This window comes from Devriesea agamarum (assembly GCF_900070355.1).
Lineage (GTDB): Bacteria > Actinomycetota > Actinomycetes > Actinomycetales > Dermabacteraceae > Devriesea > Devriesea agamarum.
The window spans coordinates 1173918-1199004 of the sequence record NZ_LN849456.1; the positions used below are offsets into that span (position 1 = coordinate 1173918).

At 57.7% G+C, this 25087-nt stretch carries 21 protein-coding genes and 2 tRNA genes; 13 read left to right on the forward strand and 10 right to left on the reverse strand.

What is annotated here, in order from left to right:
• Positions 1-17: 17 nt before the first annotated feature.
• On the reverse strand, positions 18-2180 hold the full coding sequence (locus tag BN1724_RS05200; protein ID WP_058234515.1) for a hypothetical protein: 2163 nt from the start codon (positions 2178-2180) through the stop codon (positions 18-20).
• Between the two features lie 110 nt (positions 2181-2290).
• Between BN1724_RS05200 and BN1724_RS05205 the strand changes: the two genes are divergently transcribed.
• The 3 genes from BN1724_RS05205 to BN1724_RS05215 are packed head-to-tail and all read left to right on the forward strand — an operon-like array spanning position 2291 to position 4613.
• The gene (locus BN1724_RS05205) at positions 2291-3055 is read left to right on the forward strand and encodes a lysophospholipid acyltransferase family protein (protein ID WP_231928160.1); all 765 of its coding nucleotides are present in this window, start codon (positions 2291-2293) and stop codon (positions 3053-3055) included.
• A gap of 54 nt (positions 3056-3109) precedes the next feature.
• Entirely contained in the window at positions 3110-3493 is a 384-nt protein-coding gene (locus BN1724_RS05210; protein WP_058234516.1) for a universal stress protein, read from the forward strand.
• 13 nt (positions 3494-3506) lie between these two features.
• Positions 3507-4613: an ROK family glucokinase gene (locus tag BN1724_RS05215; protein WP_067635249.1), complete on the forward strand. Its 1107-nt coding sequence runs from the start codon at positions 3507-3509 to the stop codon at positions 4611-4613.
• On the opposite strand, the gene BN1724_RS05220 is transcribed toward BN1724_RS05215, so the two are convergent.
• On the reverse strand, positions 4585-5592 hold the full coding sequence (locus BN1724_RS05220) for an LLM class flavin-dependent oxidoreductase (protein WP_058234517.1): 1008 nt from the start codon (positions 5590-5592) through the stop codon (positions 4585-4587). The genes BN1724_RS05215 and BN1724_RS05220 overlap by 29 nt on opposite strands.
• Positions 5593-5956: 364 nt before the next feature.
• On the opposite strand from BN1724_RS05220, the gene BN1724_RS12540 reads away from it, so the two are divergent.
• Both BN1724_RS12540 and BN1724_RS05225 read left to right on the forward strand, forming a co-directional pair.
• The gene (locus BN1724_RS12540; RefSeq protein WP_084252776.1) at positions 5957-6499 is read left to right on the forward strand and encodes a Fur family transcriptional regulator; all 543 of its coding nucleotides are present in this window, start codon (positions 5957-5959) and stop codon (positions 6497-6499) included.
• A 65-nt stretch (positions 6500-6564) separates the two neighbouring features.
• Entirely contained in the window at positions 6565-8064 is a 1500-nt protein-coding gene (locus BN1724_RS05225) for a catalase (protein WP_058235780.1), read from the forward strand.
• Between the two features lie 378 nt (positions 8065-8442).
• Here BN1724_RS05225 and BN1724_RS13055 read toward each other — a convergent pair whose 3' ends face one another.
• Positions 8443-8682 (reverse strand): hypothetical protein, encoded by a 240-nt coding sequence (locus BN1724_RS13055; protein ID WP_058234518.1) that lies wholly within the window; start codon positions 8680-8682, stop codon positions 8443-8445.
• Positions 8683-8927: 245 nt separating this feature from the next.
• Entirely contained in the window at positions 8928-9152 is a 225-nt protein-coding gene (locus tag BN1724_RS13060) for a hypothetical protein (RefSeq protein ID WP_058234519.1), read from the reverse strand.
• 52 nt (positions 9153-9204) lie between these two features.
• On the opposite strand from BN1724_RS13060, the gene BN1724_RS13065 reads away from it, so the two are divergent.
• From BN1724_RS13065 to BN1724_RS05255, 4 genes are all read left to right on the forward strand, one after another.
• Positions 9205-9957: a sensor histidine kinase gene (locus tag BN1724_RS13065; RefSeq protein ID WP_172797080.1), complete on the forward strand. Its 753-nt coding sequence runs from the start codon at positions 9205-9207 to the stop codon at positions 9955-9957.
• Positions 9958-10055: 98 nt separating this feature from the next.
• Complete coding sequence (locus BN1724_RS05245) at positions 10056-10724, forward strand: response regulator transcription factor (RefSeq protein WP_172797081.1); 669 nt, start codon at positions 10056-10058, stop codon at positions 10722-10724.
• A 452-nt stretch (positions 10725-11176) separates the two neighbouring features.
• Positions 11177-12424 carry a S1 family peptidase gene (locus tag BN1724_RS05250; protein WP_058234522.1) on the forward strand — a complete coding sequence of 416 codons (1248 nt, stop codon included), beginning with the start codon at positions 11177-11179 and terminating at the stop codon, positions 12422-12424.
• Between the two features lie 766 nt (positions 12425-13190).
• Positions 13191-13718 carry a hypothetical protein gene (locus BN1724_RS05255; RefSeq protein WP_058234523.1) on the forward strand — a complete coding sequence of 176 codons (528 nt, stop codon included), beginning with the start codon at positions 13191-13193 and terminating at the stop codon, positions 13716-13718.
• Positions 13719-16304: 2586 nt separating this feature from the next.
• Here BN1724_RS05255 and BN1724_RS05265 read toward each other — a convergent pair.
• The 4 genes from BN1724_RS05265 to BN1724_RS05280 all read right to left on the reverse strand — a co-directional run bounded on the left by BN1724_RS05265 (position 16305) and on the right by BN1724_RS05280 (position 20335).
• Positions 16305-16380: transfer RNA gene (locus BN1724_RS05265), tRNA-Thr, on the reverse strand.
• 259 nt (positions 16381-16639) lie between these two features.
• Complete coding sequence (locus tag BN1724_RS05270; protein ID WP_231928161.1) at positions 16640-18313, reverse strand: alpha/beta hydrolase; 1674 nt, start codon at positions 18311-18313, stop codon at positions 16640-16642.
• A 239-nt stretch (positions 18314-18552) separates the two neighbouring features.
• Positions 18553-19395, reverse strand: a complete 843-nt coding sequence (locus BN1724_RS05275) for a hypothetical protein (protein WP_157085769.1) — start codon at positions 19393-19395, stop codon at positions 18553-18555.
• Positions 19396-19405: 10 nt separating this feature from the next.
• Positions 19406-20335 (reverse strand): ABC transporter ATP-binding protein, encoded by a 930-nt coding sequence (locus BN1724_RS05280; RefSeq protein ID WP_058234526.1) that lies wholly within the window; start codon positions 20333-20335, stop codon positions 19406-19408.
• Between the two features lie 372 nt (positions 20336-20707).
• Between BN1724_RS05280 and BN1724_RS05285 the strand changes: the two genes are divergently transcribed.
• Positions 20708-21925, forward strand: a complete 1218-nt coding sequence (locus BN1724_RS05285) for a sensor histidine kinase (RefSeq protein WP_231928162.1) — start codon at positions 20708-20710, stop codon at positions 21923-21925.
• A 35-nt stretch (positions 21926-21960) separates the two neighbouring features.
• Positions 21961-22575: a response regulator gene (locus BN1724_RS05290; protein WP_084253106.1), complete on the forward strand. Its 615-nt coding sequence runs from the start codon at positions 21961-21963 to the stop codon at positions 22573-22575.
• Here the strand turns inward: BN1724_RS05290 and BN1724_RS12870 are convergent.
• Positions 22572-22709 carry a hypothetical protein gene (locus tag BN1724_RS12870; RefSeq protein ID WP_172797082.1) on the reverse strand — a complete coding sequence of 46 codons (138 nt, stop codon included), beginning with the start codon at positions 22707-22709 and terminating at the stop codon, positions 22572-22574. The two genes, BN1724_RS05290 and BN1724_RS12870, sit on opposite strands and share 4 nt — an antisense overlap.
• Before the next feature lie 122 nt (positions 22710-22831).
• Here BN1724_RS12870 and BN1724_RS05295 point away from each other — a divergent pair.
• A tRNA-Glu gene (locus tag BN1724_RS05295) sits at positions 22832-22907 on the forward strand.
• A gap of 142 nt (positions 22908-23049) precedes the next feature.
• Positions 23050-23961 carry a TrmH family RNA methyltransferase gene (locus BN1724_RS05300; protein ID WP_058234527.1) on the forward strand — a complete coding sequence of 304 codons (912 nt, stop codon included), beginning with the start codon at positions 23050-23052 and terminating at the stop codon, positions 23959-23961.
• A 176-nt stretch (positions 23962-24137) separates the two neighbouring features.
• Here the strand turns inward: BN1724_RS05300 and BN1724_RS05305 are convergent, their stop codons facing one another.
• On the reverse strand, positions 24138-25058 hold the full coding sequence (locus BN1724_RS05305) for an endo-beta-N-acetylglucosaminidase H (RefSeq protein ID WP_231928163.1): 921 nt from the start codon (positions 25056-25058) through the stop codon (positions 24138-24140).
• Between the last annotated feature and the right edge of the window lie 29 nt (positions 25059-25087).

Below are 25087 nucleotides of genomic sequence, written 5' to 3' on the forward strand. Positions count from 1 at the left end.
CTACTTTCCCGGGCCGGTCACATTTCGCCGGACGCCTCAACGTCCGGCCTGGTCACATCAGTGACACCGCTGTTGTACCACACAGGCTCGTGCTTTCCTTCACCGTGGACGAGTAACACCACTCCGTCGGGCACCTCGATCCGACCATTTCTGCCGTCCCAATTCACCACGATGCTCCCCCGGCGATGCGGTAATCGCAGGTGCACATGAGTCACTGCCAGGGTGGGGGTCTGTAGGTGCAGACGGTCGCCCACCACGGTCAATCCCGTAACGGCTCGCACTGAAGCGTCAAGAAGCTCCGGCGGCACGTCTTGGATAGAGCGCACCTGTTCTAGGGAGTCATGGCCGGCTCCGCAGCGCAGCATAGCGGCAGCGATCAGTCCCTGTTCATGCTCGGTCAGCGTTTCGTGGGCGGCTGCGGTGCGCATCCTGATCGCGGTGTGGGCACGCATATCGTCTTCAACTAATCCAGCTAGCACCGCTTCTGCCGTGGTCACCGTATCGGGCCCGGCCCCGCCGTGATCCGACAGCCAGGTGCCGCGGGCGCCATGCACTCGATGCGCGCGCAGATCGCGCCGCGCCACCTGCACCAGTTGCTCACGCATGGCCGTGGTGCCGACCGGGTCCAGGCAGTTTTCTCCGAGCAGCTTGCCCATCCGCGCGATGGCCCCGAGAGCGCTGGTCGCAGCGAACGTCACAGCGGTGGAGTCTGCCGGAAGCTGGGTACCCTCAGCGCTGCGATGTCGAATCGCGTTTAACTGTCCGGTCAGCACGGACAGGCTGCGCAGGGCTAGGTCGAATTCTCCGCTGGTCTCCACGTGGGTGAGCAGCCAGGTGGGCAGTGACCACGAATGCTCTTCTAAGACCACGTCCGACAAAACCCCGGGCGCGAGGGCGCTCACGGTTCCTTTGCCGGGTGGAAATCTTTTGGCACTTGCGAGAAAACGTCCCAGCGCGATGCGTGAGCGATGAATGTCTCCGCCGAGCCATAGCGCTGTGCGTGCCGTCCTGGCAGCCCGCGCCAGCAGCTGGGTGTCGCCCTCCCCCAGATAGTTTTCCTGGCACAGGCGTTTCAACGTCAGCCAGCCCGCCCATATAAGGCGGGCAACGTGATCGTCAGATACCTCAATGTCCAGCTCATGGGGGAAGATCGCAACGCGTTCCATCCCGCCGACCTGTGCCGTTGGCAGATCGGCCGCACCGTGAACGTGCACGTAGCGTCCATCGATTCCACCGTGAGCCAGCACTACCCCCGGATCCTGGCCCGGATCAATGACTAAGGCGCCGCCGTCGGGAGGAGCACCCAGGCGATCACCGCTCCATACCGTGATTTTGCGGTGTCGCTCACCAGGCACTGTTAACCGGGGACGCAACCGCATGGGTCGATCAAAATCAAATACCTGCACTCCGCCGCGAAGCAGGTGGCGCGTGACACTCCACACCGGCTGTTCAGTCACCAGTGGACCGACCGGCTGAATCGGTGGCACCTCGAGGGTGGGGTGCCGGCCAACGACGTCCACCGGAATAAATGACGCTCCGTCACGGTGCGGCGCACCCCATTGCGCGTAGCGATCCCATGCCGGGGGGATTGTGCCTTCAGGAAGTTTTGTGAGGGGGCGCTGCAGTTCGCGGGGACGCTGCCAGGCGTCGCTGCCTGTTTCCAGCTCGAACGGAGCCACCGCCGCATACCAGGATCTGCCGCTGCCAATGACAACCGGCTGGTCCTGTCCCTGAAGGGTCAGGACCAGGGCGATGAGGGCGACCGGTGGCACGGGGTCACGGTCACTACCCTCTCCCCAGAAGACATGTAGGGCGTTCATACTCAGGTGGTCTCGCCGGACGGGGCTTTCCTGAATGAGGTCGGTAATGTCGGCTTGGGTCGCCAGTGTGACATCGTCGCCACCTGCTGAGCGCATATCGAGCACTTCGTCGTGATCAATAAAAACGGTGAGGTCGTGATGCCCTGCGACGATTATCTGCGCGCTGAGGATGGTTGCCGTGGCTGGGATCCCGGCGGTTCCTAGGTCAATGTCTGTATGCAGCCACCATGCTCCAACTCCTTTGGCATCGGGGTGGCGAATCCATGCCGCACGGTTATTCACATGGGTCAGCAGATCCGCGCTCGGCATCCGGGCGCGATCAAAGGCGCGACGTCGAGAGTGGTGAGCGGAGTGTGTCATGAGGTCTCTACTGTCTCATGCGAGCCGGTATTGCGACTGGCAAGCGTATTGGGAGACTTTTAGGTCTCAGGTACCTATCTGGCACCTGGGATTGCGTCCTGTGAGTTATCGTGGTCAAGCCCGTCGGAGACGATGGGTACGTCACCTGTTCATCGTGCCGCTGCCCCGAGGTTCCCGTGCCACTGCCCCCGTTTTACGAGACCACTCACAAAATCGTTGCACCCTTGATCAAGGTGATATGGCGGCCGCGCGTTGAGGGTATCGAGAACATTCCCCGCACCGGACGTTTCATCGTGGCGTCCAACCACCTCGCGTTCTTAGATAGTTTCGTTATTCCGGTGACGGCCCCGCGCAAGGTCCGTTTCTTGGTCAAGTCGGATTACTGGAAGAGAAAAGGTCTGATTGGCCTGCTCCAACGTTCTTTCTTCGTTCTGGTGGGATCTGTTCCGGTCGACCGCGGCACGTTGAAATCGGCCCAAGGGTCGTTGGATGTGATGCTGAAAATCCTCGAGCAAGAAGACGGGATTGGCATCTACCCCGAAGGTACGCGCTCGCGCGATGGCCGGCTCTACAGGGGGCGCAGCGGGGCCGCTTGGCTTGCCATGGCCTCTGGAGCTCCGGTGATTCCGGTGGGGCTCCACGGGACCGAGAAGATTATGCCGAAGGGTGCATGGCTGCCTCGGCTGGTGAAGGTCACGGTCCGTTTCGGCTCACCCGTCACCTTTGAGGACATTGATCCTTCGCTTCCGGTGTCGGCCCGACGGCAACTGATGACCACGCGCATTATGGATGCTATTGCCGAGCTCAGCGGTCAAGAGCGTGCAGACTCGTTAAATAAGCCACTGCCCAGCCCAACCTCCGAGCCGGAGAACTAGAATTATCCGAGGTGTCCTGGCCTTCCCTGGGCATTTGGAGAGTGAGGGGGAGAGATGACTGTCCTCGTAGGTTTCATTCCGACGCAAGTCGGTTATGCCGCGCTGGACGCCGCGATTGCGGAAGCTGACCGCCGCACCACGTCCCTGCTCATTTTGAATGTGGTGCACGAGGGGCACGAAGGGGATCCGCGCCATGCTCGGCCTCAGGACCTCACCTACGCGGAGGAGAAGGCGCGCGAGGCCCGGGTACGGTACGAAATTCGTCAAGTGACCTCGTCAGATAATTTTGCGCAGGTCCTTATTGACACTGCTGAGCGCGACGATATCGAGTTAGTGGTGATCGGTTTGCGCCGTGACCGGGAGGTCGCGCGGCATCTGTTGGGAGCTACCGCGCAGCGTGTGCTGCTATCCGCTCCATGTGATGTCCTCGCCGTCTGATTCGGGGAGTGCCATGTCGACGCATCGCACCAGCGCTCGACGGTTGCGCTATGGCCGACAACGGTCCCAGACGCATGCGGGCTGGCGGGATCGATTGGATTACAAGCTTGCCGGACGCGCCCTGTCTGTGGGTGTGGACATCGGCGGAACGCATGTTAAAGCGGGCGTGGTGGATCACACCGGGCATGTGGTCGAACGGCTCACCGAACCGACTCCCACCCGCTCCCCTCAGGCGACGGAAGAGGCCATCTGTCGGATCGTCTCTGTGCTGACTTCGCGCCACGATGTGCGATCGCTGGGGGTGGGTGCGGCCGGTTTCGTCGATGAACATCGCGCCACTGTTTTATTTTCACCGCATTTGGCGTGGCGGCGTGAGCCGTTGCGAGACCGCTTACAGGAGCGGCTCGGTTTGCGCGTGGTGGTGGAAAATGATGCCAATGCCGCAGCCTGGGCTGAAACCCAATTTGGTGCCGCCCAAGGTGAGGACAGCGTAGTGCTGGTGACCCTTGGAACCGGGATTGGCGGCGGGATTGTCACCCACGGCCAGCTGGAGCGGGGGCGCTTCGGTATGGCGGGCGAGTTCGGACATATGGTTCTGGTTCCCCAGGGCACCCGCTGCGAGTGCGGTAACCGCGGCTGTTGGGAGCAGTATGCCGGCGGGAGCGCGCTGATCCGTGAGGGGCGCGAGCTAGCGGCATCGGCATCGCCTCGGGCGCAAGCGCTGGTGGATGCTGTCGGCGGGGATCTCAATGCGATAACCGGGCAGGTGATTGCCTCGTGTGCCCAGGATGGGGATCCGGCTTGCACCGATCTTTTACGTGAGACTGGCAATTGGCTCGGCATCGGCCTGGCTAATCTAGCGGCTGCTCTAGATCCCGGGGTGATCGTTGTAGGGGGAGGTGTTGCAGCGGCGGGACGTCTGCTTCTGGGGCCTGCCCAGGACGCGTTTAACCACACGCTGACCGGGCGGGGATTTCGCCCTTCGCCCAGGATCGTCGCTGCCAGGTTAGGCAACGATGCGGGATTTATCGGGGCCGCTGATCTCTCGCGGTATCAGCGTGCCCGTTTTCCGCGCCGGGAGGCGCGTTTGCTTACGACCAGGCAGCGGCGATCAAGCTGAGCGTTCTAACCTGGACCTGGGGATCGTGCACCGTTGCGGTGAGCATAATTTCGTCGGCTTCCGTCTGATCACGCAGCTGCTTAATTCCCTGAACGACCTCATCGGCGGTTCCCCGCAGCTGAGCGCCGGCTGAGTGCCGGTACAGATCCGCAACCTGCGCGGGAAGATCAGCCTCGATAATGTCCTGCGGAGCGCGCAGCGGTTCCAGGCGTCCGGTGCGCAAGGCGACAAACTGCAGCCTCCCGGTTCGGTTTAGCACCTCGGCTTCTTCCCGGGTTGGTGCGGCAATCGCCGAGGCCGTCACCATCACGTATGGCTGGGCAAGGTAGGGCGAGGCCCGGAAATGGGATCGATAGGCGTGCACCGCATCGGTTACGTCTGTTCCCGCACGGAAATGGTGGGCGAACACGTAGGGTAATCCGAGCTCAGCCGCCAGATGAGCACCGTAAAGGCTGGATCCCAGGATCCACACCTGGGCGACACTGCGTGGCGCTGGGGTGGCGCGTAAGCCCGGTTCCCCGGTCGCTGTCTGCTCTTGATCGCGGCGTAAAAACGCGAGAATCTCGCGGACATGGTCGGGGAATGCTTCGAGCGGGCCGTAGACATCGGTTCCGCGCAGACTTCTGGCCGTGGTGGGATCGGTGCCGGGTGCACGGCCTAACCCGAGGTCAATCCGGTGCGGGGCTAGTGCTTCGAGCAGTGAGAATTGTTCTGCTACCACGAAGGGGGCGTGGTTTGGCAGCATGACCCCGCCGGAGCCAAGCCGAATCCGCCGGGTGTGGGCGGCGAGGTGAGCGATCATGACGGCTGGAGAGGTTGCAGCGACCATTGGCATGTTGTGGTGTTCGGCCGTCCATAGACGCTTATAGCCGAGCTCATCTGCTGCGCGAGCGACCTCGATCGTGCCGTGTACGGCATCTTCGCTGCTGCACCCGCGGGTCACGGTGGATAAGTCCAAGACAGATAGAGGAAGCTCCATCTCGCCACTGTAAAGGAGTCCGCCTTGGAAGGTGCGGGTTCAGCTCCTTGAGCTTCTCGAGTAGCTTCTTGAGGTTTTTACTCTCTGGTTTTTCTCTTTGCGATTACAGATCCGCACTGGTTGTGCTTGCCCAGGTAGGGGTCAACCTGAAGGAGTAGCCTCTTGGACACTAGCGGTACCAGCGTTAATAGCCAGGTTTCGATCTGGATCCTCAGGGTCTGGCCACGAAAGCTCCGAGGCTCGCACACCAGTCGCCTCACTGGAGCAATCAAGGCTTTCTGGGAGCTGCCTAAACCCCACCTGACACTAAATCTGTATCAACTCTAATTCTTGACTTTATCCAATCTACTGTTATGCTGACATCATGTCCGAAAAACTCAGAGCCCTGCCAGCCGCGGAGGTCCACGACCTGCCGCCAGCTGATGCTCTGCGCGCCGTCGGACTTCGCGTGACCGCGCCTCGTACGGCCACCTTGGAGGCCCTCGCCACTCAGCCCCACAGCGACGCCGACGACCTCGCAGCAACCGTGCGAAATCGGCTGGGTTCGGTATCCAGACAAGCCGTTTATGACGTCTTGCACGCCCTAGAGGATGCCCACCTGGTGCGATCGATCCGCTTGGAGGGTCGCAGTGCCCGCTACGAACTCAACCGGCACGATAATCACCACCACCTGGTGTGCAAACGGTGCGATGCGATTGTCGATATCCCCTGCGCCGTCGGCCATGCCCCCTGCCTGGTTCCCCCGGACCACCTCGGCTACGACATTGAAATAGCGGAGGTTCTCTTCCGCGGCCTGTGCCCGTCATGCCAGGGCGTTTCTGGCCCCCCAACCTGCCCGCTCAGCGATCACAGCGTTGGCTCACCGAGCACAACTCAATCGTCCCGGACCAGCGCACCGCCTGCCTGAGCCCGGGTATCCCATCCCCCCAAACCACGACCGATCACCACCCACACAATGAACAGGAGATCACCGTGACTGTTTCGCAGCACCAAAACCTGCCGAACGGCTCCACCACCCTCACTGGGGCGCCCGCCCAGTCTGACCGCAACTCTCTCACTGCGGGTCCAGACGGGCCGATTATGCTGCACGACGTCCACTTCGTGGAGCAGATGGCACACTTCGACCGGGAACGAGTTCCGGAACGTGTTGTGCACGCGAAAGGCTCCGGCGCCTTTGGCACGTTTGAATGCACCGAAGATGTCTCGCAGTACACCAAGGCTGCGGTATTCCAAAAGGGCACCAGCACCGAGATGCTAGCCCGTTTCTCGACCGTGGCCGGCGAGATGGGCTCCCCCGACACCTGGCGCGACCCGCGCGGATTTGCTTTGAAGTTCTACACCACTGAAGGCAACTACGACCTGGTGGGTAATAACACCCCCATCTTCTTTGTCCGCGACGCCATCAAGTTCCCCCACTTCATCCGGTCCCAGAAGCGTCGCGGCGCTTCCGGTCTGCGCGATGGCAATATGCAGTGGGACTTCTGGACCCTCAATCACGAGTCTGTCCACCAGGTGACCTATCTGATGGGTGACCGTGGCATCCCGAAGAGCTTCCGTCATATGAACGGCTATGGTTCACACACTTACATGTGGATTAATGAGGCCGGCGAGAAATTCTGGGTGAAGTACCACTTCATTTCCCAGCAGGGCGTGGAGGGCCTCAGCAACGATGAGGCTGAGCGTCTGGCTGGGGTCGATGCTGACGCCCATCGTCGCGACCTGTTCGAGTCCATCGAGCGTGGCGACTTCCCCAAGTGGGACCTATACGTTCAGGTCATCCCGTTTGAGGAGGGCTTCACGTACCGCTACAACATCTTCGATGTCACCAAGACGGTCTCGCAGAAGGATTACCCGCGGATCAAGGTCGGCACGATGACCTTGAACCGCAATCCAATCAATCACTTCGCCGAGATCGAGCAGGCCGCCTTTGACCCCAGCGCCCTAGTCCCGGGCATTGGCCTGTCCCCCGACAAGATGCTGCTCGGCCGCGTATTTTCCTACGCCGACACCCATCGCCACCGCATCGGTGCGAACTACCTGCAGCTGCCGGTAAACCGTCCGAAGAATGTCGCTCAGCCGAACTCCTACGTCGCTGATGGCCCCATGGCGTACGACCACAACGGAGACCTTCCCCCGTATGCGCCGAACAGCCGTGGCCGTTCCTACGCCGACGAGCTCGGCCCGGTGGAAGACGGCTGGAATGTTTCGGGCGATCTGGTTCGCCAGGTAGCCACCGTCCGTTCCGCGGAAGACGATGACTACTCGCAGGCCCGCGATCTGATGTTGAATGTCTGGGACGATGAACAGCGCGAACAGTTCGCTCAGACCATTGCCGGCACGCTGGACAGCGTGGACGCCGATATCGTCGAACGCGTGTGGCAGTACTGGGGCGCGGTCGATGAGAACGTCACCAAGCGCATTCAGGAGATCTACCGTTCCAACAACGGTGACGACGTCCCCGGTCTGAACTGAGGCAATCTCGGCTGAGGCCGCTAGTCTGACAGCCTCGCCTTAGCAGCGACAGTGGGGCGCACCCTTAACGGGTGCGCCCCACGTATGTTGTGCCATGTCGGCCATGTTGTGCCGTGTCGGCTAGGCCGAATCAATGATCACTCAAGACCGAATCACTAGTCGCCGTTCTCCGTCAGGGCTGTTCTCCGTCGGTGTCGGGCAGATTAATAGGTCTGGGCATCGGGCAGCTTGCTGGCCGGACGATCGGCCGCCGCGCAAGATCTACTCACAAACAGCGGCAACCTCAAAGCGGCGGAGGCAAACTCTCTTATTGCCGTCAGCCGAAACCGCTTTCCCAGACATTTACACGCGAGGCCCAACCCCACCCAAGGGCAGGAGTTACTTACGGGTGCCAGGCTTGCAGATTCCCCAGGCATAGGCCTGACGGCAGAATACACCGACGTAACTGACTTTATTCTCGACCGTAGACCCGAGGTCTACCACAGAGCTGTGCGCATCACCCACAGTCCCCACGATTACTCTCTCTGGCTCAGACGCGGCACTAGCGGGGGCTATGCCCGCCGCAAGAGCTCCAGCCACGGCAACGACGCCCACCAAAGCCTTGAAAAGATTCTTCATAATAGCTCCTATTTGCTAGAAGAAATTTTATTTATTCTCATTCTTGAGGCAGATTATATGGCTCCGTCGAGATTCATGCCACCCCTAGCACCTCTCGGTTCGGCCTCAAAATTCAGCACAGGCCACCAAACCCCGTACGCTATGAAGGTGAGCTCGCGTTTGAAAAGTTACCGCATAGTCGCATCTATCCTGTTAGCGGCTGTTTTCGTCGTCGTCACAGGGTTGACAGCCGAGGACCCATTCGGTCACCCCATGACACTGGCCGTCTCCTTAGGCCTTGCCCTGAGCGTAGGGCTAACCATCATCTCCCCAATTGTCGCTGCAATTGCGATATCTTTACTTTTATGCATGTTCCCATTCATTAATCCAGGAACAGTTGGCTTAGCGGTTACAGCTCCCATCATATCTATTTTTAGCATAGCTTTCACTAGAAGCCGACGAGACACCATTATTTTTTCGAGCCTGTTCATCGGAGAAACAACACTATTTACAGTATTAGAGACTCAAAACATAATTGAGGTAGTGTCAAGTTTCACTTTCTGGGCTTTCCTTATTTGCTCACCCGCAATCAGTGGAAGAATAGTTCGACACCTATCCAATCAAGCAATTGAAGCCCAATTAGCTAAAGCGGAAGCCCTAGCCCGGCAACGACGCATGGTCGCCCGGGAACTGCACGACACCGCGGTTCACGCCACCACCACCATCGCCATGCGTGCCGAGAACGCTCGACATCGCCCAGGCTTAGATGAGCAGACTCGTCAGGACCTGATGATGATGGCCTCCGCTGCACGGTCGGCCACCCAGGACCTTCGCGCTATCCTTAACGTTTTGCGCAAAGATGCAGATATCTCCACAATCGCACCCACACCCTCGCTTTCCGCGGTCCTGCAGCAGCAAGTGCGAAGGCTCCAGGACAACAACTTCGCGGTTCGATGCAATGTCATTGGAACCGAAGATCACATACCAGCTCCCATCACGAATGCCATCGGGCGCTCTCTCGGCGAAGCCACATCTAATATCCTTCGCCATGGAGACCCCGAACGTGAGGTCAAACTCCTCCTAAATATCGACGAGCATCTCGTCGAAGCCGTTCAAATAAACGCGATTCACCCGAGTCCATCACCCGTAGTCGGCGGATTCGGACTTATCGGTATCCAAGAACGGCTCGAGGCCCACGGCGGGACCCTGGAGGTCGTCGAGGACTCCGACACCTGGATAACTAGGATGAGTGTCCCCCTCGCACGGGAGCATCACGTATCAGAAAGCGGTGAGTGAGAAGCATGAAGAGTTCGGAAACGTGGCATGACCACACGAGCGGTTATGGAAACGGAAGCGTTCACGACCACAGAAACAGTGACAGCGACATAATCCGCGTGGCCGTGGTGGACGACGACTCCATCGTCCGCGATGCTTTGACATCCTTCTTGGCTCCCGCCGACGACATTGAAGTTGTTGGCACCTGCGAAAACGGTAGAGAAGCCGTTGACCTATCAGCCTCAGGTGCCGTTGATCTTGTCCTGATGGATGTCCAGATGCCTGTTATGGACGGCATCGAAGCCACATCGCGAATTAAAGATATTGCTCCGCAAGTCACCGTTGTCATCCTGACCACCTTTGACACTGACGCAGGTATGCTCACGGCACTCGAGGCGGGGGCTTCCGGCTTTTTACTCAAAGACACCCGGCCTGAGGCGCTTATCGACGTGCTGCGCACCGCCCATTGTGGGGCTGCCACCGTTGTAACACCCCGCATGGCAAAGAGGCTGGTGCGGCATTCACACCCCGAGCCAGTAGCTGAGGCGTGCGCGACCCCAGAGGAGGTTGCGAAGAGTCTCGGTCTAACGACGCGCGAATGTCAGATTATCCATGAGTTATGTGATGCGGCCAGCAACTCTGAGATTGGCACTCGCCTATGCCTGTCGGAATCGACAGTGAAGAGTTATGTCTCGTCCATCATGATGAAACTCGGCTGCACGTCACGACTGAAGGTTGTGATTCGCGCGTTTGAGCTTGGCCTCGCCCGACCTCCGCATCAGCGCTAACTTCTGCCACCGATGCCACCCGCCTACCATGCGCTATTATCACTCACCGCATCAAATGGGCCGAACAGGGTGCCGGTCAGGGTGAAAATGAAAATGCGCGCGATGGGGTCAAACTATCCAGTCCCTCGTGAAGCGAGATCCGAGCTGACTGCGGGCGGGAGCGCCACAACCTGAGCGGATGTGCCAAAGTCAGTGAGATATGCCAACCCACCATCGGAAGGTAGGTTCGGCACATCTTTCGCTCATCACGCCGCCCTGTCAACCGTCTATCTGCCGGCACCAAAGTGCCCACTTTTCCGAACCTAAGAGGGTTTATTGGGGTCATTACGAACCGTAGGCTCGAGACACGTCTCTCGTATGGATCATGCATTTTCAGGTGGTCCGTGTCCCCCGGCGAGACTGCGACCCGGTCCCCCTCAATCGCGTCGCCACTGTTTAACAGGAGGTTTTCCATGAAGATGATGAAGTCCATGGCGGTTGTAGCTGGTGCTGCAGCGTTATCAATGTTCGCGGCTCCCGCAATGGCGTCACCCGGCGATGACGCCCCCTCACCGACCCCTTCCTCTTCTGCCCCTGAGGCAAAAGTGGTAGATTCCGCGTTCTCCCCAGCTGAAATTCAAGTGATGGCCCAGAGCTCTGGCCGTAGCGTGGAACAGCAGACCGAGCATGTGCAGTCACAAACCCAGCAGAACAACACCTATGTCCGTCTAGCTTCGTCCGGGCACAAGTTCGATGGTGCGTTCTTCAACGATCAGAATCAGCTGGTCGTGCAAGCAGCGCCAGGCTCCTCCGATGCTACAGCCGCCAAGGATGCAGGCCTGTCTGTTCGCCATGCCGCCTACGGCGAGGCCAAGCTAGATCAGATCGCGAACACGCTATCGGCCGTGCCTTCTGACCGTTCCGGTGTCGCCTCGATCGCTCCAGACATCGTGAAGGATCGCGTTGTCGTGACCGTCTTTACCGATGATGCCGACCCTGTTTTGCTGAAGAAGGCGGCAGAGTACGGCGATGCCGTTGAGGTCGTCAAAGGCCAGGCAAATGAGTCTCGAGCGTCTGTTAGGGGCGGCGATAAGCTCCTCACCTCGGAAGGCAAGAGCTACTGCTCGGCAGGCTTCCCGGCAACCACCCGCGACGGACAGGCAGCGATGGTGTGGGTTGGACACTGCCTTGAAGGCCAAGAATCGATCTACGATGCACGCGGATCATTTGTCGGACAGTTCGGAGCTACCGGTTTCCACTCCTACGATGGTAGGACCGACCGTGACTACGGCTACATGCTGATGGCCGATGGGACCACGATGTCTAGCGAGCTCAATTCCTGGGGCTCGCGAGGCGAGCGTGCGACTAATGCCTCACGCGGCGCTTGGAAGGCTCCCGTTGGCACCGAAATGTGCAAGTCTGGCGCTACCACGGGAATCACCTGTGGTCAGGTGAAGGGATACAACGCATCAGTCACCTACAGCGACAAACATGGCCGTCCAGTAGCCCAGGTAACCGGTCTCGGCACGTCAGATGTGTGCTCCGAGCCCGGTGATTCTGGTGGCGCATTCACCTCGAACGGTTACGCGGTAGGCATGACCTCCGGAGGCCCGTCGAATGGGCCAAGCTGCGGTTTCAATGCCGGTTATACGGAAGGTTTCAGCTACTTCCAGCCGGTCACCGATGCGTTAAACGCGTACGGCCTCACCTATGCCGGCTAAGGCACTGGAGCAAGACTAAAGTAACTTATCTTAAACTAAGCTACCTTACGGCTAAATGGTTTCTTAGGAGGTTTGAGAGGAATGATGATGCGTTTCGCACTTCGCAGCGCAGTGCATTATCGCTATATCCCATAGAGAACTCTCGAATAGTTCCTCGCGACCTGTGATCTTTATGTCGTAAACTGGAGGGCCCCGGGTTATACACCCGGGGCCCTTAGCACATACCAGAACATATAGCTGAAGCCCTCACATGCGCAGTCATGATGCGACGAACAAGACTGTCACAAATATAACAGATATAGATACAGACGTAGATCCTGATCGGCGCCGGACTTGCCTCGTAAGGCCTCATCTCAGACACCCAGCTTCATACCGGTCACGAGTCAACCGCATATGACCTCGTATCAATCAGACATCGATTAACACTGAGACTCATACCGATCATGAGGGCCAGTCTTTAACGTCAATTAACGAACCATAAATTCGGTAGGTCTACATTTGGAACACAGCATGAACATCTAATGTCCCTGGACCATATTTGTTATGACCGAAAATTTCACTGACCCATGCTATTTCTGGAAGAAAACCGCCACTTTTGTAGACCTGAGCTACGCTTCAGCGACTCCGACCTATCTTTTGTATATAGCTCACCACTCTCCTGGATAGTTACACGTTCTCGCTGCGTATTCTCATTTATCCTGCTGTCAGGCGAGCTCCTCCATACCTCGTCAGACCGTTACAACAGTCGACCGCAAAGGAACATCTCATGCATCGTCGCTCGTTCTTCCAGACCGCTGGTATCTGCGGTCTCGCACTCGCCGTCCCCTCCGTCGCGAACGCAGCGGACACCCCGATTAGCCTCGGCTTCGCCAATGCCACTCAGGATCCTGAGGAACAGCTCCGCACCATTGTGGGCCGTCTCGACGCTCTACCCGCAGAGCTGAAAAAAGCCGATCCGAAGTCCTACCCCGACTACGAGAAGAAGCTGCGTGCGCACCTCGGTGACCTCAAGGCCGTATCTGTGCCGCAGACCGAACCTGCTGTCTACGGTAGTGTCATGATGATGAACCCGATCAAGTGCGCGGCGTCTGTCGTCTCCATCGTGATCAAGCTGGGTACCTCGGTGGTTCAGATCATTAAGTGGATCGTTGCCTCCTTTAAGAAGTACGGTGGCATCAAGGGCGTGTGGAATGCCCTGATCTCCGGCCAGCTTCTCAAGGACTTCGGCAAGGAAGCTGCCGACGCTCTCAAGGCCATCCTCGGCATCAAGGATGTTGTGGAAGCCTGCATCTAAGACTCACAGTTTGAGCTCACGAGGAGGGCTCAGATCCTATAAAACCTCATAGGACACCTGAGGGTGATGCGCCCGGACATTAGTCCGGGCGCATTGTCTTTGTGTCGAGAGTGTCTATGGAGGCTCTCGCATAGATCGCGGACGCTAACACGGCAATGAGCGAACTCACCTGGATACCGTCCGGCATCTTAAGCACCGAAATGCTTTTCATTATCATCCCGCCCCATCAACGACCAGAGAGGCAAGAAATATAGGGGATGTCTCCCTTTCCTAGCAGAGCAATCGCGTGACCAATTGAATCTACCCCGCGGATGTAGATGACAGCTCGAGAAGAGCTCGGCATGACCCGCAACCACCTAGTGCGCAGTATCGGGGCGTGAAGACGCATCTCACGAGTAAAGAGTTTAGAATCCGCGGCTTCGCGGGAACTCACCATGAAAACCGCCATGCTCTCCCCAGCAAAAGACAACGCGATATGAACAGGGGGAACGCGAGGCGGCCTTGCAGGCACACGCACCACCAAGACATTTCAAGGCGCTCACAGCATCCTCTTAGATCACGTTTACGTCACAAAATCGGGCTTCCACGCCCATAGGTGTAGATAGGTGCAATAATGAACAAAAGAGTCTCGCGGTCCGAGTATCCCTGAACTAATAAGCGCCAGTTTCTCTGCTCCACTCGGACCAGCACACTCATCGGCTAACAGCCGGAATACGCAACCAAGGCGCCACCTTAGAGGTTCCCTTGTCGATTTTCACCACCACCGCCGCCACTCTTACCGTAGCGGCCTGCAGTCTCACAGTCGGTCCGATGCCCACACATGCGTCCGGTACCCTCAGGTCATTCCCGGCCCAGAATGCGATATCCGCCTCAAATCAACCGATCCAACCCAAAGTTACACCTCAACAATTTAAGACCGGACTAGCCGATCTGGTGCGTCAAGGTAAGCTGAAGCAACTATCGTCTGCCGAAACTCCGTACTCAACTACATCCACCTACGGTGTCATCGATCCTAAAAGTGGCACCACGCTTATAACCTTTGCGACTGAAATCCCAAAGTACCAAGATCGGATTTGGGGAGCGATGTGGGGGTGGGAGCCCTCACTCACTTTCAACCCTACCGATCAGGAAGCCATTTCGGCAGGAGGTGCAGCCGCGGTCACGGCTATGGCTGCCGCTGCAGCCGTAGCTCTCTCCGAAACGGTCGTGGGTAGCGTCATCTCTGCTGGAGTCATCGCCTTCGTAGGTGGGGCAGCGACAGTATATCTTGCAAAATACGGTAAATGTCCGTCGTCAAATCCCACGCTTTGGGTGGGTGTACTAACAAAGAAAACAGCCTGTCGATGAACCGGAACATTGCGAAGTGCATATTATTATACGGAGCACTGAGTTTCATTACTGTAACCGCAGCGGTCTATGTATCGAACTATATTTTTCACCTCAGCGAACAAGCCGTCACATCAGTGCTCATCGTAGCGATAGTGGGCATAGTTATCGCACCTTTCGTATGGCACTCATGTCGAAAGCATTAGCTAGCTAGATAATGCGAGGTGGTCTACATATTTACATGTAGACCACCTCGTTACACAACATGTATTCGGTCATCCATGACGGTATGGCATAGAAATTAACTGCATGCGGGGCCAAAAAGCTCAAGGACCAATTATCATTAATCATCTGCTTTTAAGCATGTCTACTGACAACAAATCAACTATGTCGCACACGCACCATAAATTTGGCTTCTAAAATTTGCGTCAGATTGATCAAGCAACGATATGTCAGAGACCTTGACGGAATACTGCTATACCCGTAGACCCGCCCCTTAGCCGAGCATATTTATTGATCTGCGCTTGATTTTGACATCAACAGCAAAGATATCGTCCACGCTAATTACCATTCCCGTTAGCTAACTACGGAACAAATATGCTCCCAAGAAAAATGAGTAGTGACCAACGACATCTTTAAAGCATAAGCCCAGCATTCATTAGCTCCCGATAACCAAACTAGCCGCAACTAAATATATGCGTCACCACGCTAGATGAATTCGTTCGGCGTAACAATGAACCCTTTGAACATTCTTGCCATGAGACAATTAATCAGCTCACTCAAAAAGCAGCGCCTTCAAGCGTGACCGAACACAAAGAGTGCATGTGGAATCATAAAGAAGACTGCTGGGGACATTTCTTTGCTTCATTAAAATACACATAATCAATACTAAGGTGCGCAAACTCAACAATCCCTGAGCCTAGAGGTGGGATGCAAATTACTACAATGGCTCACCCATCATGGACACCCTCGCGGAGATCGCAACCTATACCGCCACCTCCTGAACACCGCAGCGATGTAGGCCTACGCGGCAGTTGCGGATTGGGCCCGCTCATACTTTCTTACTCCTGAAGCCGGCGTAAACTCTTGTGCCTTCGGTTCGCGTGTCCGACATACGATGCCACCGATCAACCCGAATCGCCGCCCTCTAAAGGCCATGGCATTGGCCACGGTGCCGCCGACGGGGTCTACAGGCATTGTGGTTATTGGGGAAACAAAAAGTTGCCCACCCGGATACCTTGTCCCGCGTGAGCCACCTAATGGAGCCACCTGGGGGAATCGAACCCCCGACCTATTCATTACGAGTGAATCGCTCTACCGACTGAGCTAAGGTGGCATGCCCGCAAAGTTTCGGACCCCGCTACTGTACTCACTGCATAGCCGTTGACGCAAAACGGTGTGAGCGCCTCCACTTCACGCAGTTGCCACAGAGAGTAGCGGGGCATACTGGGCATGGTTCCGTCGTGGAGAGATAACGCCTCGCCAGCTCACTGCATCAGTTCCACCGAGGTGCCCCGGATCTCGACTCATCAAGCGCCGGGACTTTCCCCATGCCTCGACGGGCTCGTGCGGAGCCCGAAAGCCCATCCGTTCCGCTACCCGCACTGCAAGTTAGCTTCGGGCTGTGTGCCGTGAACGAGGTACGCATCTACCGCCTCTTCGACACAGCCACCGGAGCGGCCATATGCGGTGTGTCCGAAGCCTTTGTAGGTGATCAGAGTCGAATTATCCAGTTGTTTGTGTAACGCCTGAGCCCATGCATAGGGGGTCGCAGGGTCTCCGGTGGTCCCTACGACCACAATCGGTGCACTCCCCTTAGCATGGATCGGGGCAGGGGTTCTCACCGGCTTAGCCGGCCATGCCCCGCACATCACCCCACCGTAGGCAAGGCCCAGCCCAAAGGTCGGAGAAATCTTGTCGAGCTTTTTCGCTTCGGCATCCATCGCAGCTTTATCGATCGCATACGGATGATCGAGGCAGTTCACCGCGAGAATCGCGAAGTTTGCGTTCGAGGCGTAGTGACCAGTTTTATCCCGCTCGTTCATCTGATCGGATATTTGCAGCAAGATACTTCCATCGCCGTTCATGGCAGCACCTAATGCAACCGCTAACACCGGCCAGCTGCTGTTGTTATACATCGGCATTAACACGGCTCCTGCCGCGAGGCTCCCAGTGAGCTTGCGCGAGGTCCCGGTGTCGAGAGGCTTTTTGTCGATCTTCGCGAGGAGTTCCCGGATCTGCTGTAAGGCGTGGTCAGCATCGCCAGCAAATGGGCAATTCGTTTTTCCGGAGGTCACACACCATTTGGCAAACGCGTGGATAGAGTTCTCAAAGCCTTGCGCCTGTCCTTCGATGAGCTGGTTCTCGGTAAGGGTTGGATCCATCGCCCCGTCCAGGACCATCCGCCCTACCCGGCTTGGGTAGAGCTCCGCGTAAGACGCTCCAAGGTAGGTTCCGTAACTAAAGCCGAGATAATCCAGGGTTTTGGACCCGACGACTGCCCGGAGAACATCAAGGTCTCGGGCAGCGGACCAGGTATCGACGTACGGCAAGAGGTCACCCGAATGCTTCTTGCATGATTGCGTGATCTTCTGGGCCCACGTCTGGCTGTCTTTGAAACCTGCCTCGGTAGTCATATCGGGGGATGAGGACAGCCATTCATCAGTGTCACGGTCATCTAGACAGGTGATTGGCTCCGACTTGCCGACGCCACGAGGATCGAACCCCACGATGTCATACGCGGATCGCACCGCAGGTGTCACGACGTTCTTATATCCCTCACCCACGAATGAGGTACCTGAGCCGCCCGGTCCACCAGGGTTCATGAAGAGCGTGCCTTTTTTATCGCCGGTCGCTTTAAACCTTAAAAGCGCAATCTTCACCACGCCCTGTGCAGGGTCATTCCACACCTTGGGGACTTCCACCGTGGCGCACTCTGCCCCGGGGCGATCTGCGCAGCGCGACCACTCAGCGTGTTGCGAGTAGAACTTCGCGTATTGCGGCAGCGATGCGGTGTCGCCGTTAATCCCCATGGCAGCTGACGTGACAACCGATTCAGTTGCCTGCACAGTGGGGGGAATGGCGGAGCTAGCCGAGGGCGCCGCCTGCTCGGCTTGAACACCGCATCCGGCCAGAACTAGCGCAGAAACCGCAGCGAGACTCGCCCCTCGCGTTCGGAAAGATGCCGTCCGCCCCGATGCCCTGCTACCCCGAATAGCATCGCGGGATGTCATCATCTTCAGGAGGTTTCGCAGAGTCTTTTGTGTCACTATCCGTGCTCCCGCCGTCGCCTACCGAGCGTCACCGTAACGCCCCGTCTCGGTTTTGATTGCCATCCTACGGGGTGCCCTCGCGAGTCCATCGGGCTAGCTGTGAGGGCACCCCCTTCGCCTGGATTCTCTGACCACTTCAGCTTTATCGCGTGAGGTGCATGTGAGAGTTGACTTCTCGACGTTCAGCGTTGCTGAGCGGTCGAGGTTACACCTAGCTCATGTACACCATGCGGCCTCTACGAAGCCTCACGACGCAGCCAGCGCATACTCCCCAAGGCAATGGGGAGCACGATCAACACCAGGATGCAGACGCATGCTTCCAAGACAAAGTCCGTCTTGCCAAGACCGAACACTGCACGCATGTTTTGCATGTCAACATAACGCATGACATCAACGAGCCAGGTGACGTTGAATGCCATTGCCGTCCCCTGAATACTTGCGAGAACCGTGGGCACCACGTAATTCAGAACGATTGATAGGGCCGTGTTGCCGAGCAACGTCGCCAAAGCCACCGCAAAGAACACATTGAAGAACGCCATAACAATCTGGTCGCGCAACATGCTCAACAAGTCCGGATATACAGGATCGACACCGGTCAGCAACCCAATCAGTTCGGTGGTTGCGGCTGCAAGCACAAGCGCAAGGGCCAAAAGAATCAGCGTATATACCACAACCGATGTGAGTTTTGCCCAGAGAATCGCTACGCGACGGGGCACAGCCGTCAGTGTCACGAGCATGCTGCGATTACCCCATTCACTAGACATCACGATGATGCCAATGACGGGAAATAGAACCGAAACTGACCATTGCGTTCCCAACGCAACATCACTATAACTGACTGGCCCTTCGGGATCACCCAAATAAGCATTTACGACGACGAACCCGATGAGAATCAGAAGCATTAGCCCGATAATCACGCTGAAGAGAACAATGCCCGCGCGCGTATCAAAGACTTTGCGCATCTCCAAGCCAACCAAGCGCGGAAATGAGACCCTTTTCAACGACGTCGGGGCGGGGCTTTCTGCCCGGTGCCGAGGAGAACGTGGGCTAGCCGAGGAAGTAAGCATGTTTTCAGTCATCTCAAGTCTCCTACTTCGTTGGGGCTGCGGGTTGGGAAGCCGGAGCGCTATGTGGGAGCGCCGTGTCGGCGTCAGTGAGCGCGAAGAACAATTCCTCCAAGCCCGTGCGGGCATCAGATTGCAGCGAGGTCAGGACCAGCGATTCCCGCAGCGCGAGGCGACCGACGTCTTCCGCAGCAAGAGCCGTGCGCGCAGTGCCCTCAAGATCCATGGTGAACGAGGCTCCTGCCCGTTCCAGGGCCTCACGCAACCGGTCAGGTTCAGTCGCCCGCACGGTGACGCCATTGCCTTCGAGCAAATCGTCGATATTTCCTTGACGGATCATGCGTCCACCATTGATCACGACCAACCGGTCAACCGTCGCTTCAACCTCGCGCAAAAGGTGCGAGGACAAAAGAACCGTTCCACCGGCGTCGGCGAAACCCCGCAGAAGATGACGCATCCACCGAATACCTTCTGGATCGAGCCCGTTAGCAGGCTCATCGAGGATCAACACCTGCGGATCACCCATGAGCGCAATTCCGATCCCCAAACGCTGGCGCATACCGAGCGAATACTTGCGGACCCGTTTGCGTCCAGCTTCTTCGCTGAGCCCGACCCGTTCCAAAACCTTAGGCGCAATAGCCGAATCGACGCCGGCATACCTCGCCGCCAGGCGAAGGGTCTCAATGCCGGTGCGTCCGGGATGAATGGCTGAAGCATCGAGCATCACTCCCACCACGCGCGGAGGATTCGGCAAATCGTGGTAAGGCTGGCCCGCGACCGTAGTGAGCCCGCTAGACGGGCGGGTGAGGCCGGTTAACGCCCGCAGTGTGGTCGACTTTCCCGCACCGTTAGGACCGAGGAACCCCGTCACCGTTCCGGGCTCACAGGCAAAGGTCAGATCATCAATGACCGTTTGTGAGCCGTACCTTTTCACAAGGTGTTCGATAGTTATCATTGCCCCATCATGTCCTGTATAAGGAGAGCCCACTATCCGCATTAGGGCGAGATCGGGGCAGACCTTCGTTGACCCTAGGAGCGTTTAATACGCACCTCGGACAGCCTTGGGGCAGGCATCCATCCACTACCGAAGTCATACTCCCGCTGATGCCCCACGCATTCTGTCCCTCCTGACCGAGCACGAAAATGCCCTAGATCGTAGGCTAGAGCTGTGACTCCTCCCCCAGCCTCGGCAGGGACTAGCCCTTTCACACCCCCGGGCAGTTCAGCGCGGCCACCTTCACACGGCCACCGCGCCTCACACGTCCACCGCGCGTCCCATGGCCACAACACATTGCGGCCGCCGCAGCCCAGGTGCGAGGCTGAAGTCTTGGCGGAACCCACCCACCGGATTCCACTCGAGATCCTGATGGTGATCGTCGGGCTATTCGAGATTTTGTACCGCACCCTTTTATCCCCTGAAGCCCGGATGATCCTTGACGGATACCAGTCAAACCGCGCCAAGTTGGCCCCGTTCGGCGTGGTGTGGGATATCGGGTCAAAACCCTTGTGGTACATCTCCGGTCTCATAGGAGTCATCTGCCTCATCGCTCTGCTGTTCAGGCATCGCACGTGGCGTTGGCTGGCACCACTAGTCGTCGTCCTGAATGTGCTGCCGATGTCAGCAACACTAGGCATCGTGGCACTGTACAGTTACGCCACGCGGTCCCGTCGCCGAAGCCCCACTGTTGTGGTTTTGCTGATCGCTATCGTCACCATGTTGATCAATTGCCTTCCGCTTCACCCTCTGGGCGACCGCGTCGTTGTCACGGCCGCGATCTGCCTAGGCCTGACCTGCGTCACCATCCTCGGGATGTATACGGAAACCCGACGCTTGCTCCTGGCCCAGCTGCGCAGCCGGGTGGCCGCTGCCGAAACTGATCAGAGAATCTACGAGGAACAGGCGCGCCGCTCCGAACGCACTCGGATCGCCCGCGAAATGCATGACATCGTCGCACACAAGATCTCTCTGGTGGCGCTACAGGCCGGAGGCCTCGAAATGAACCCCGGGATCGGCCGGGATCAAGTCGAAAATACGGCCGGTTTGATCCGCTCCACTGCCACCGAAGCCCTGCATGAACTGCGCCAGGTCCTAGGGGTACTGCGACAAGAAGGCGACGAAAAACCACTCGCACCCCAACCAACCTGGGAAGATGTTCGGCGACTGGTGGATGGCAGCAAAGAAGCAGGCATCCACGTCGAACTTTTTGATTTCGTCGACTCCCCCGTTCCTAACGCTCTGGCGCGCACCGTCTACCGCGTCGTCCAAGAGTCATTGACCAATATTCATAAACATGCCCGCCATACAGCCGCCCGGGTTGCCCTACTCGGAGAGCCTGGCGAGGATTTAGTGGTGGAAGTCAGTAATGTTCTTCCTACCGGGTATCACAGTGAACTGCCCGGCGCGAGGATGGGCCTCTCGGGAATCGAAGCGCGGGTGGCCCATGCCGGCGGCACTATGACGTCTGGCCCTACTGATGACGGACGCTTCGAAGTGAAGGCGGTGATCCCGTGGACGAAACCAACCGCGTCATCCGAATCGGACTAATTGATGACGATGCACTTGTGCGCGCCGGTTTAGCGATGATTCTGGGGGCAGACCCCCTGATCGATGTCGTGTGCGAAGGAAGCGATGGCAACCAAGCCGTCCCCCTCGTGCACGCACATCGCCCCGATGTGTTGCTCATGGACGTTCGCATGCCATCCATGGATGGCATCCAGGCGACCGGCGCCGTCACTGCGCTACCCAACGCACCCCGCATCATCATGCTGACCACATTTGATATGGATGAATATGTGTTCTCAGCCCTACAGGCAGGCGCCAGCGGGTTCCTTCTCAAAGACACCCCTCCCAAAGACCTTATTCACGCGGTCAAAGTAGTTGCCCGTGGCGATGCGATGCTGTCCCCCGGGGTGACTCGCCGCATGCTCTCCCACTTTTCCGAGGCAAACCCCCAGGTGAAAACCGATGATCATCCCGGCCTCGGTGCGCTCACCGACCGTGAACGCGAGGTCCTCGGATGCGTTGGGGCTGGACTATCCAATGCACAGATAGGTGGACGTCTCTATATGAGTGAGGCCACCGTGAAAGCCCACGTGTCGAAGATCTTTTCCAAGCTCGACTGCACAAATCGGGTTCAGATTGCGATCATCGCCCACGAAGCAGGACTCACGGACATCGACGAGCTTCCCGACTAAAGGCCGTCCTCATCCGTCGGGAAGAAGCTCGCCTGCTGGCAGGCAACCCGTTCAGGCAGTGGGAAGCCAACGCCATGCAGCGTTGCATGCCGAACTTTTGTTGCGCTGTTCGCATTTTCAGTGGTTGCGGCCACGCTCGTCGGCTCAATATACGGGGAGTTCGCCACCAATGAGTGCGAGGTCCGTCACGACCGCGCATTTTGAGTTCGCAGTTCGCGCTGAGACGACTATGCTGGCAAAGTCCGCCTCGCGGCTCGCCCCCATCGTCTAGCGGCCTAGGACACCGGCCTTTCACGCCGGCAGCACGGGTTCGAATCCCGTTGGGGGTACCAGTTTGATTATGGAAGCTCTCATAAATATCGCAGGCGAATGGTTTGCGTTCGCACGCCGATGTTCACGGCACAAGCAACTTCATGATCATCAATCGATGCGTTTGATGGCTGGGCATCGCAGACTAGCCAGTAGGAGGACGATATGACGCAGAACCTACAGACGCAGCATAGTACGGTGATCGACGACCGCGGCGATGAACGACTTCGCAAAGTGGTTGAGCTACTGCGAGGAAAAAATCGGCGTTCACGGGCAATGATTGTGGACGACGAAGAAAATATCGCTGAGGCTATCCGGCAAGACATCGCCCTGTTTACCCTGTTCGTCTCTGAAGGCTCTGAGGTGTCCGAAGAGCTGGCAGCTATGCTGCCCCACGGCATCGACATTCAATATCTGTCCACTCGTCTATCCAAAGAACTGTTCGGGGTTGAACGCCGCTCTCGTATCTTCGCTTTGGCTCGCAAGCCGCGCCCATGGGGAGTGGAGGAGCTGCTGGATCTGCCCGGTGACGTTGTCATTTTGGATGGGGTCCGCCTGATGGGGAATATCGGCGCTATTGCGCGGACCAGCCGGGCCCTTGGTGCGTCGGGGATCATCCTGATGGATAGCCAACTCGACACTGTCATGGATCGACGTTTAGTGCGGGCCAGCCGCGGCGGAGTGTTTTCCCTGCCGATCGCTTTATCGGATGCTGAGACCGTAATTCCTGCTCTGCGCGCGCGAGGAATTCGCATCGTGGCTCTCGAACCTCGGGCTGAGCAAGAGCTTTCCCACATTGCCACTATTCCGCAGCGAGTGGCGTTACTTCTTGGCAGCGAAAAAGATGGTCCCTCTGAAGCCATGAATGAAGCAGCTGACCTAGCTGTGCGGATTGACATCCATCCCGGGGTGGAATCCCTTAACGTCTCAGTCAGCGCCGCTTTAGGCCTGTACGAACGTCGCACATCCGCGCCGCCGTTCACTTCACTACCGACCGGTGAACAACCCTCAGCGATTCTGACCGACAGGTTATGCATCACTATCAACGCCGATACGCTGAACCACCCCCGATGGTGAAAATCCTGATGTCGAACACGCTCGAACAGCGACAGCAGAGGGCACCGCTGGCCGAAACTCCACCCACAACGTCAAGGACGTCCTGTTTAAAGGCCCTTAGGCGGCTGGGGTAACCACGGCATCTATCAACGTGGCCACCCCAGACCAATTGCATATGAGATTAAAAATCTCCCCGGCTAGCTCGTGGTTTTGTGCGTGGCCTTCCCATGCAGCGCTTTAGTGCATGAAGACAACAATCCACTAGAGTCCTTTGCGGTCAGGTTATACGTCAGGAACACCCCGTACCCCTCGCGCTTTGTGCGTTCAGCCATCGATGCGGCGTCCGTGGCAGATGTTTCCATAATGTTGACGGCCGCCGGGGAAAGCTGAGACTTGTCCATACCGGGAATCTGCGGAACAGACCACCGTCCATACCATGGGTTCCAGGCGTAGTTGATCAGGTCACCGGCACGTTTTCCGTCGTAGACGGTGCGCTCAGACGATGGGCCGATCGCATAAAACGTGATCAATTTGCCCTTTCCGAGTTTCTCGCGCAGTGCTGTGACCAGGTGAACAAAGGAGCTCTCATTGGGCTGAGCCGTGCCGTTGGCCCCGTAGTTCGCGTACTCATCGTCGAAATCAATGCCGTCCAGGCCATACTTGTTGACCACATCGGCAAGTTCCTGCGCGAAGTCGGAGGCCGCTGCCTGTGACGGGAAATTGGCGAATCCGGCGCCCTGATGGTTGCCGAGAATGGAGAGCAGCACCTTAATGCCCTTGGCCTGAATTGGTCGGATCTGTGTTGCCACATTCTCGAGCGTCTCTTTCACCCGGTCATTCAGGAACAGCTTCGCTGATGAATTCTCGTAGTTAATATTTGCAGCAAAAATAACGGCGATATCGAACACCGGGGTGGAGGTCCCCTCTAGAACGTAGTCGCCAACATTTTTCATATCGTTGCTATTGACTTCGACATAAACCACCGACACCACTTTGGAGTCGGAGGCATGAGCCACGGACGGCCCATACGCAGCAAGTCCCGCGACAGCCGGAAGAGCCGCCAGCATCGCACGCCGACTAAATCCGTGGCGCTCACATCCTGTTTTTTCTGAACTCATAACCAGATCTCCTTCGACCGCTTCAACAC

Coding starts and splice junctions, on each gene's coding strand:
- BN1724_RS05215 (WP_067635249.1), top strand. CDS start 3,507: ATGTCGACGCATCGCACCAGCGCTCGACGGTTGCGCTATGGCCGACAA.
- BN1724_RS12540 (WP_084252776.1), top strand. CDS start 5,957: ATGTCCGAAAAACTCAGAGCCCTGCCAGCCGCGGAGGTCCACGACCTG.
- BN1724_RS05305 (WP_231928163.1), bottom strand. CDS start 25,058: ATGAGTTCAGAAAAAACAGGATGTGAGCGCCACGGATTTAGTCGGCGT.
- BN1724_RS05300 (WP_058234527.1), top strand. CDS start 23,050: ATGACGCAGAACCTACAGACGCAGCATAGTACGGTGATCGACGACCGC.
- BN1724_RS05220 (WP_058234517.1), bottom strand. CDS start 5,592: ATGGAGCTTCCTCTATCTGTCTTGGACTTATCCACCGTGACCCGCGGG.
- BN1724_RS05255 (WP_058234523.1), top strand. CDS start 13,191: ATGCATCGTCGCTCGTTCTTCCAGACCGCTGGTATCTGCGGTCTCGCA.
- BN1724_RS13060 (WP_058234519.1), bottom strand. CDS start 9,152: ATGAACAGGCTCGAAAAAATAATGGTGTCTCGTCGGCTTCTAGTGAAA.
- BN1724_RS05275 (WP_157085769.1), bottom strand. CDS start 19,395: ATGACTGAAAACATGCTTACTTCCTCGGCTAGCCCACGTTCTCCTCGG.
- BN1724_RS05290 (WP_084253106.1), top strand. CDS start 21,961: ATGATTCTGGGGGCAGACCCCCTGATCGATGTCGTGTGCGAAGGAAGC.
- BN1724_RS05200 (WP_058234515.1), bottom strand. CDS start 2,180: ATGACACACTCCGCTCACCACTCTCGACGTCGCGCCTTTGATCGCGCC.
- BN1724_RS05280 (WP_058234526.1), bottom strand. CDS start 20,335: ATGATAACTATCGAACACCTTGTGAAAAGGTACGGCTCACAAACGGTC.
- BN1724_RS13055 (WP_058234518.1), bottom strand. CDS start 8,682: ATGAAGAATCTTTTCAAGGCTTTGGTGGGCGTCGTTGCCGTGGCTGGA.
- BN1724_RS05210 (WP_058234516.1), top strand. CDS start 3,110: ATGACTGTCCTCGTAGGTTTCATTCCGACGCAAGTCGGTTATGCCGCG.
- BN1724_RS05250 (WP_058234522.1), top strand. CDS start 11,177: ATGAAGATGATGAAGTCCATGGCGGTTGTAGCTGGTGCTGCAGCGTTA.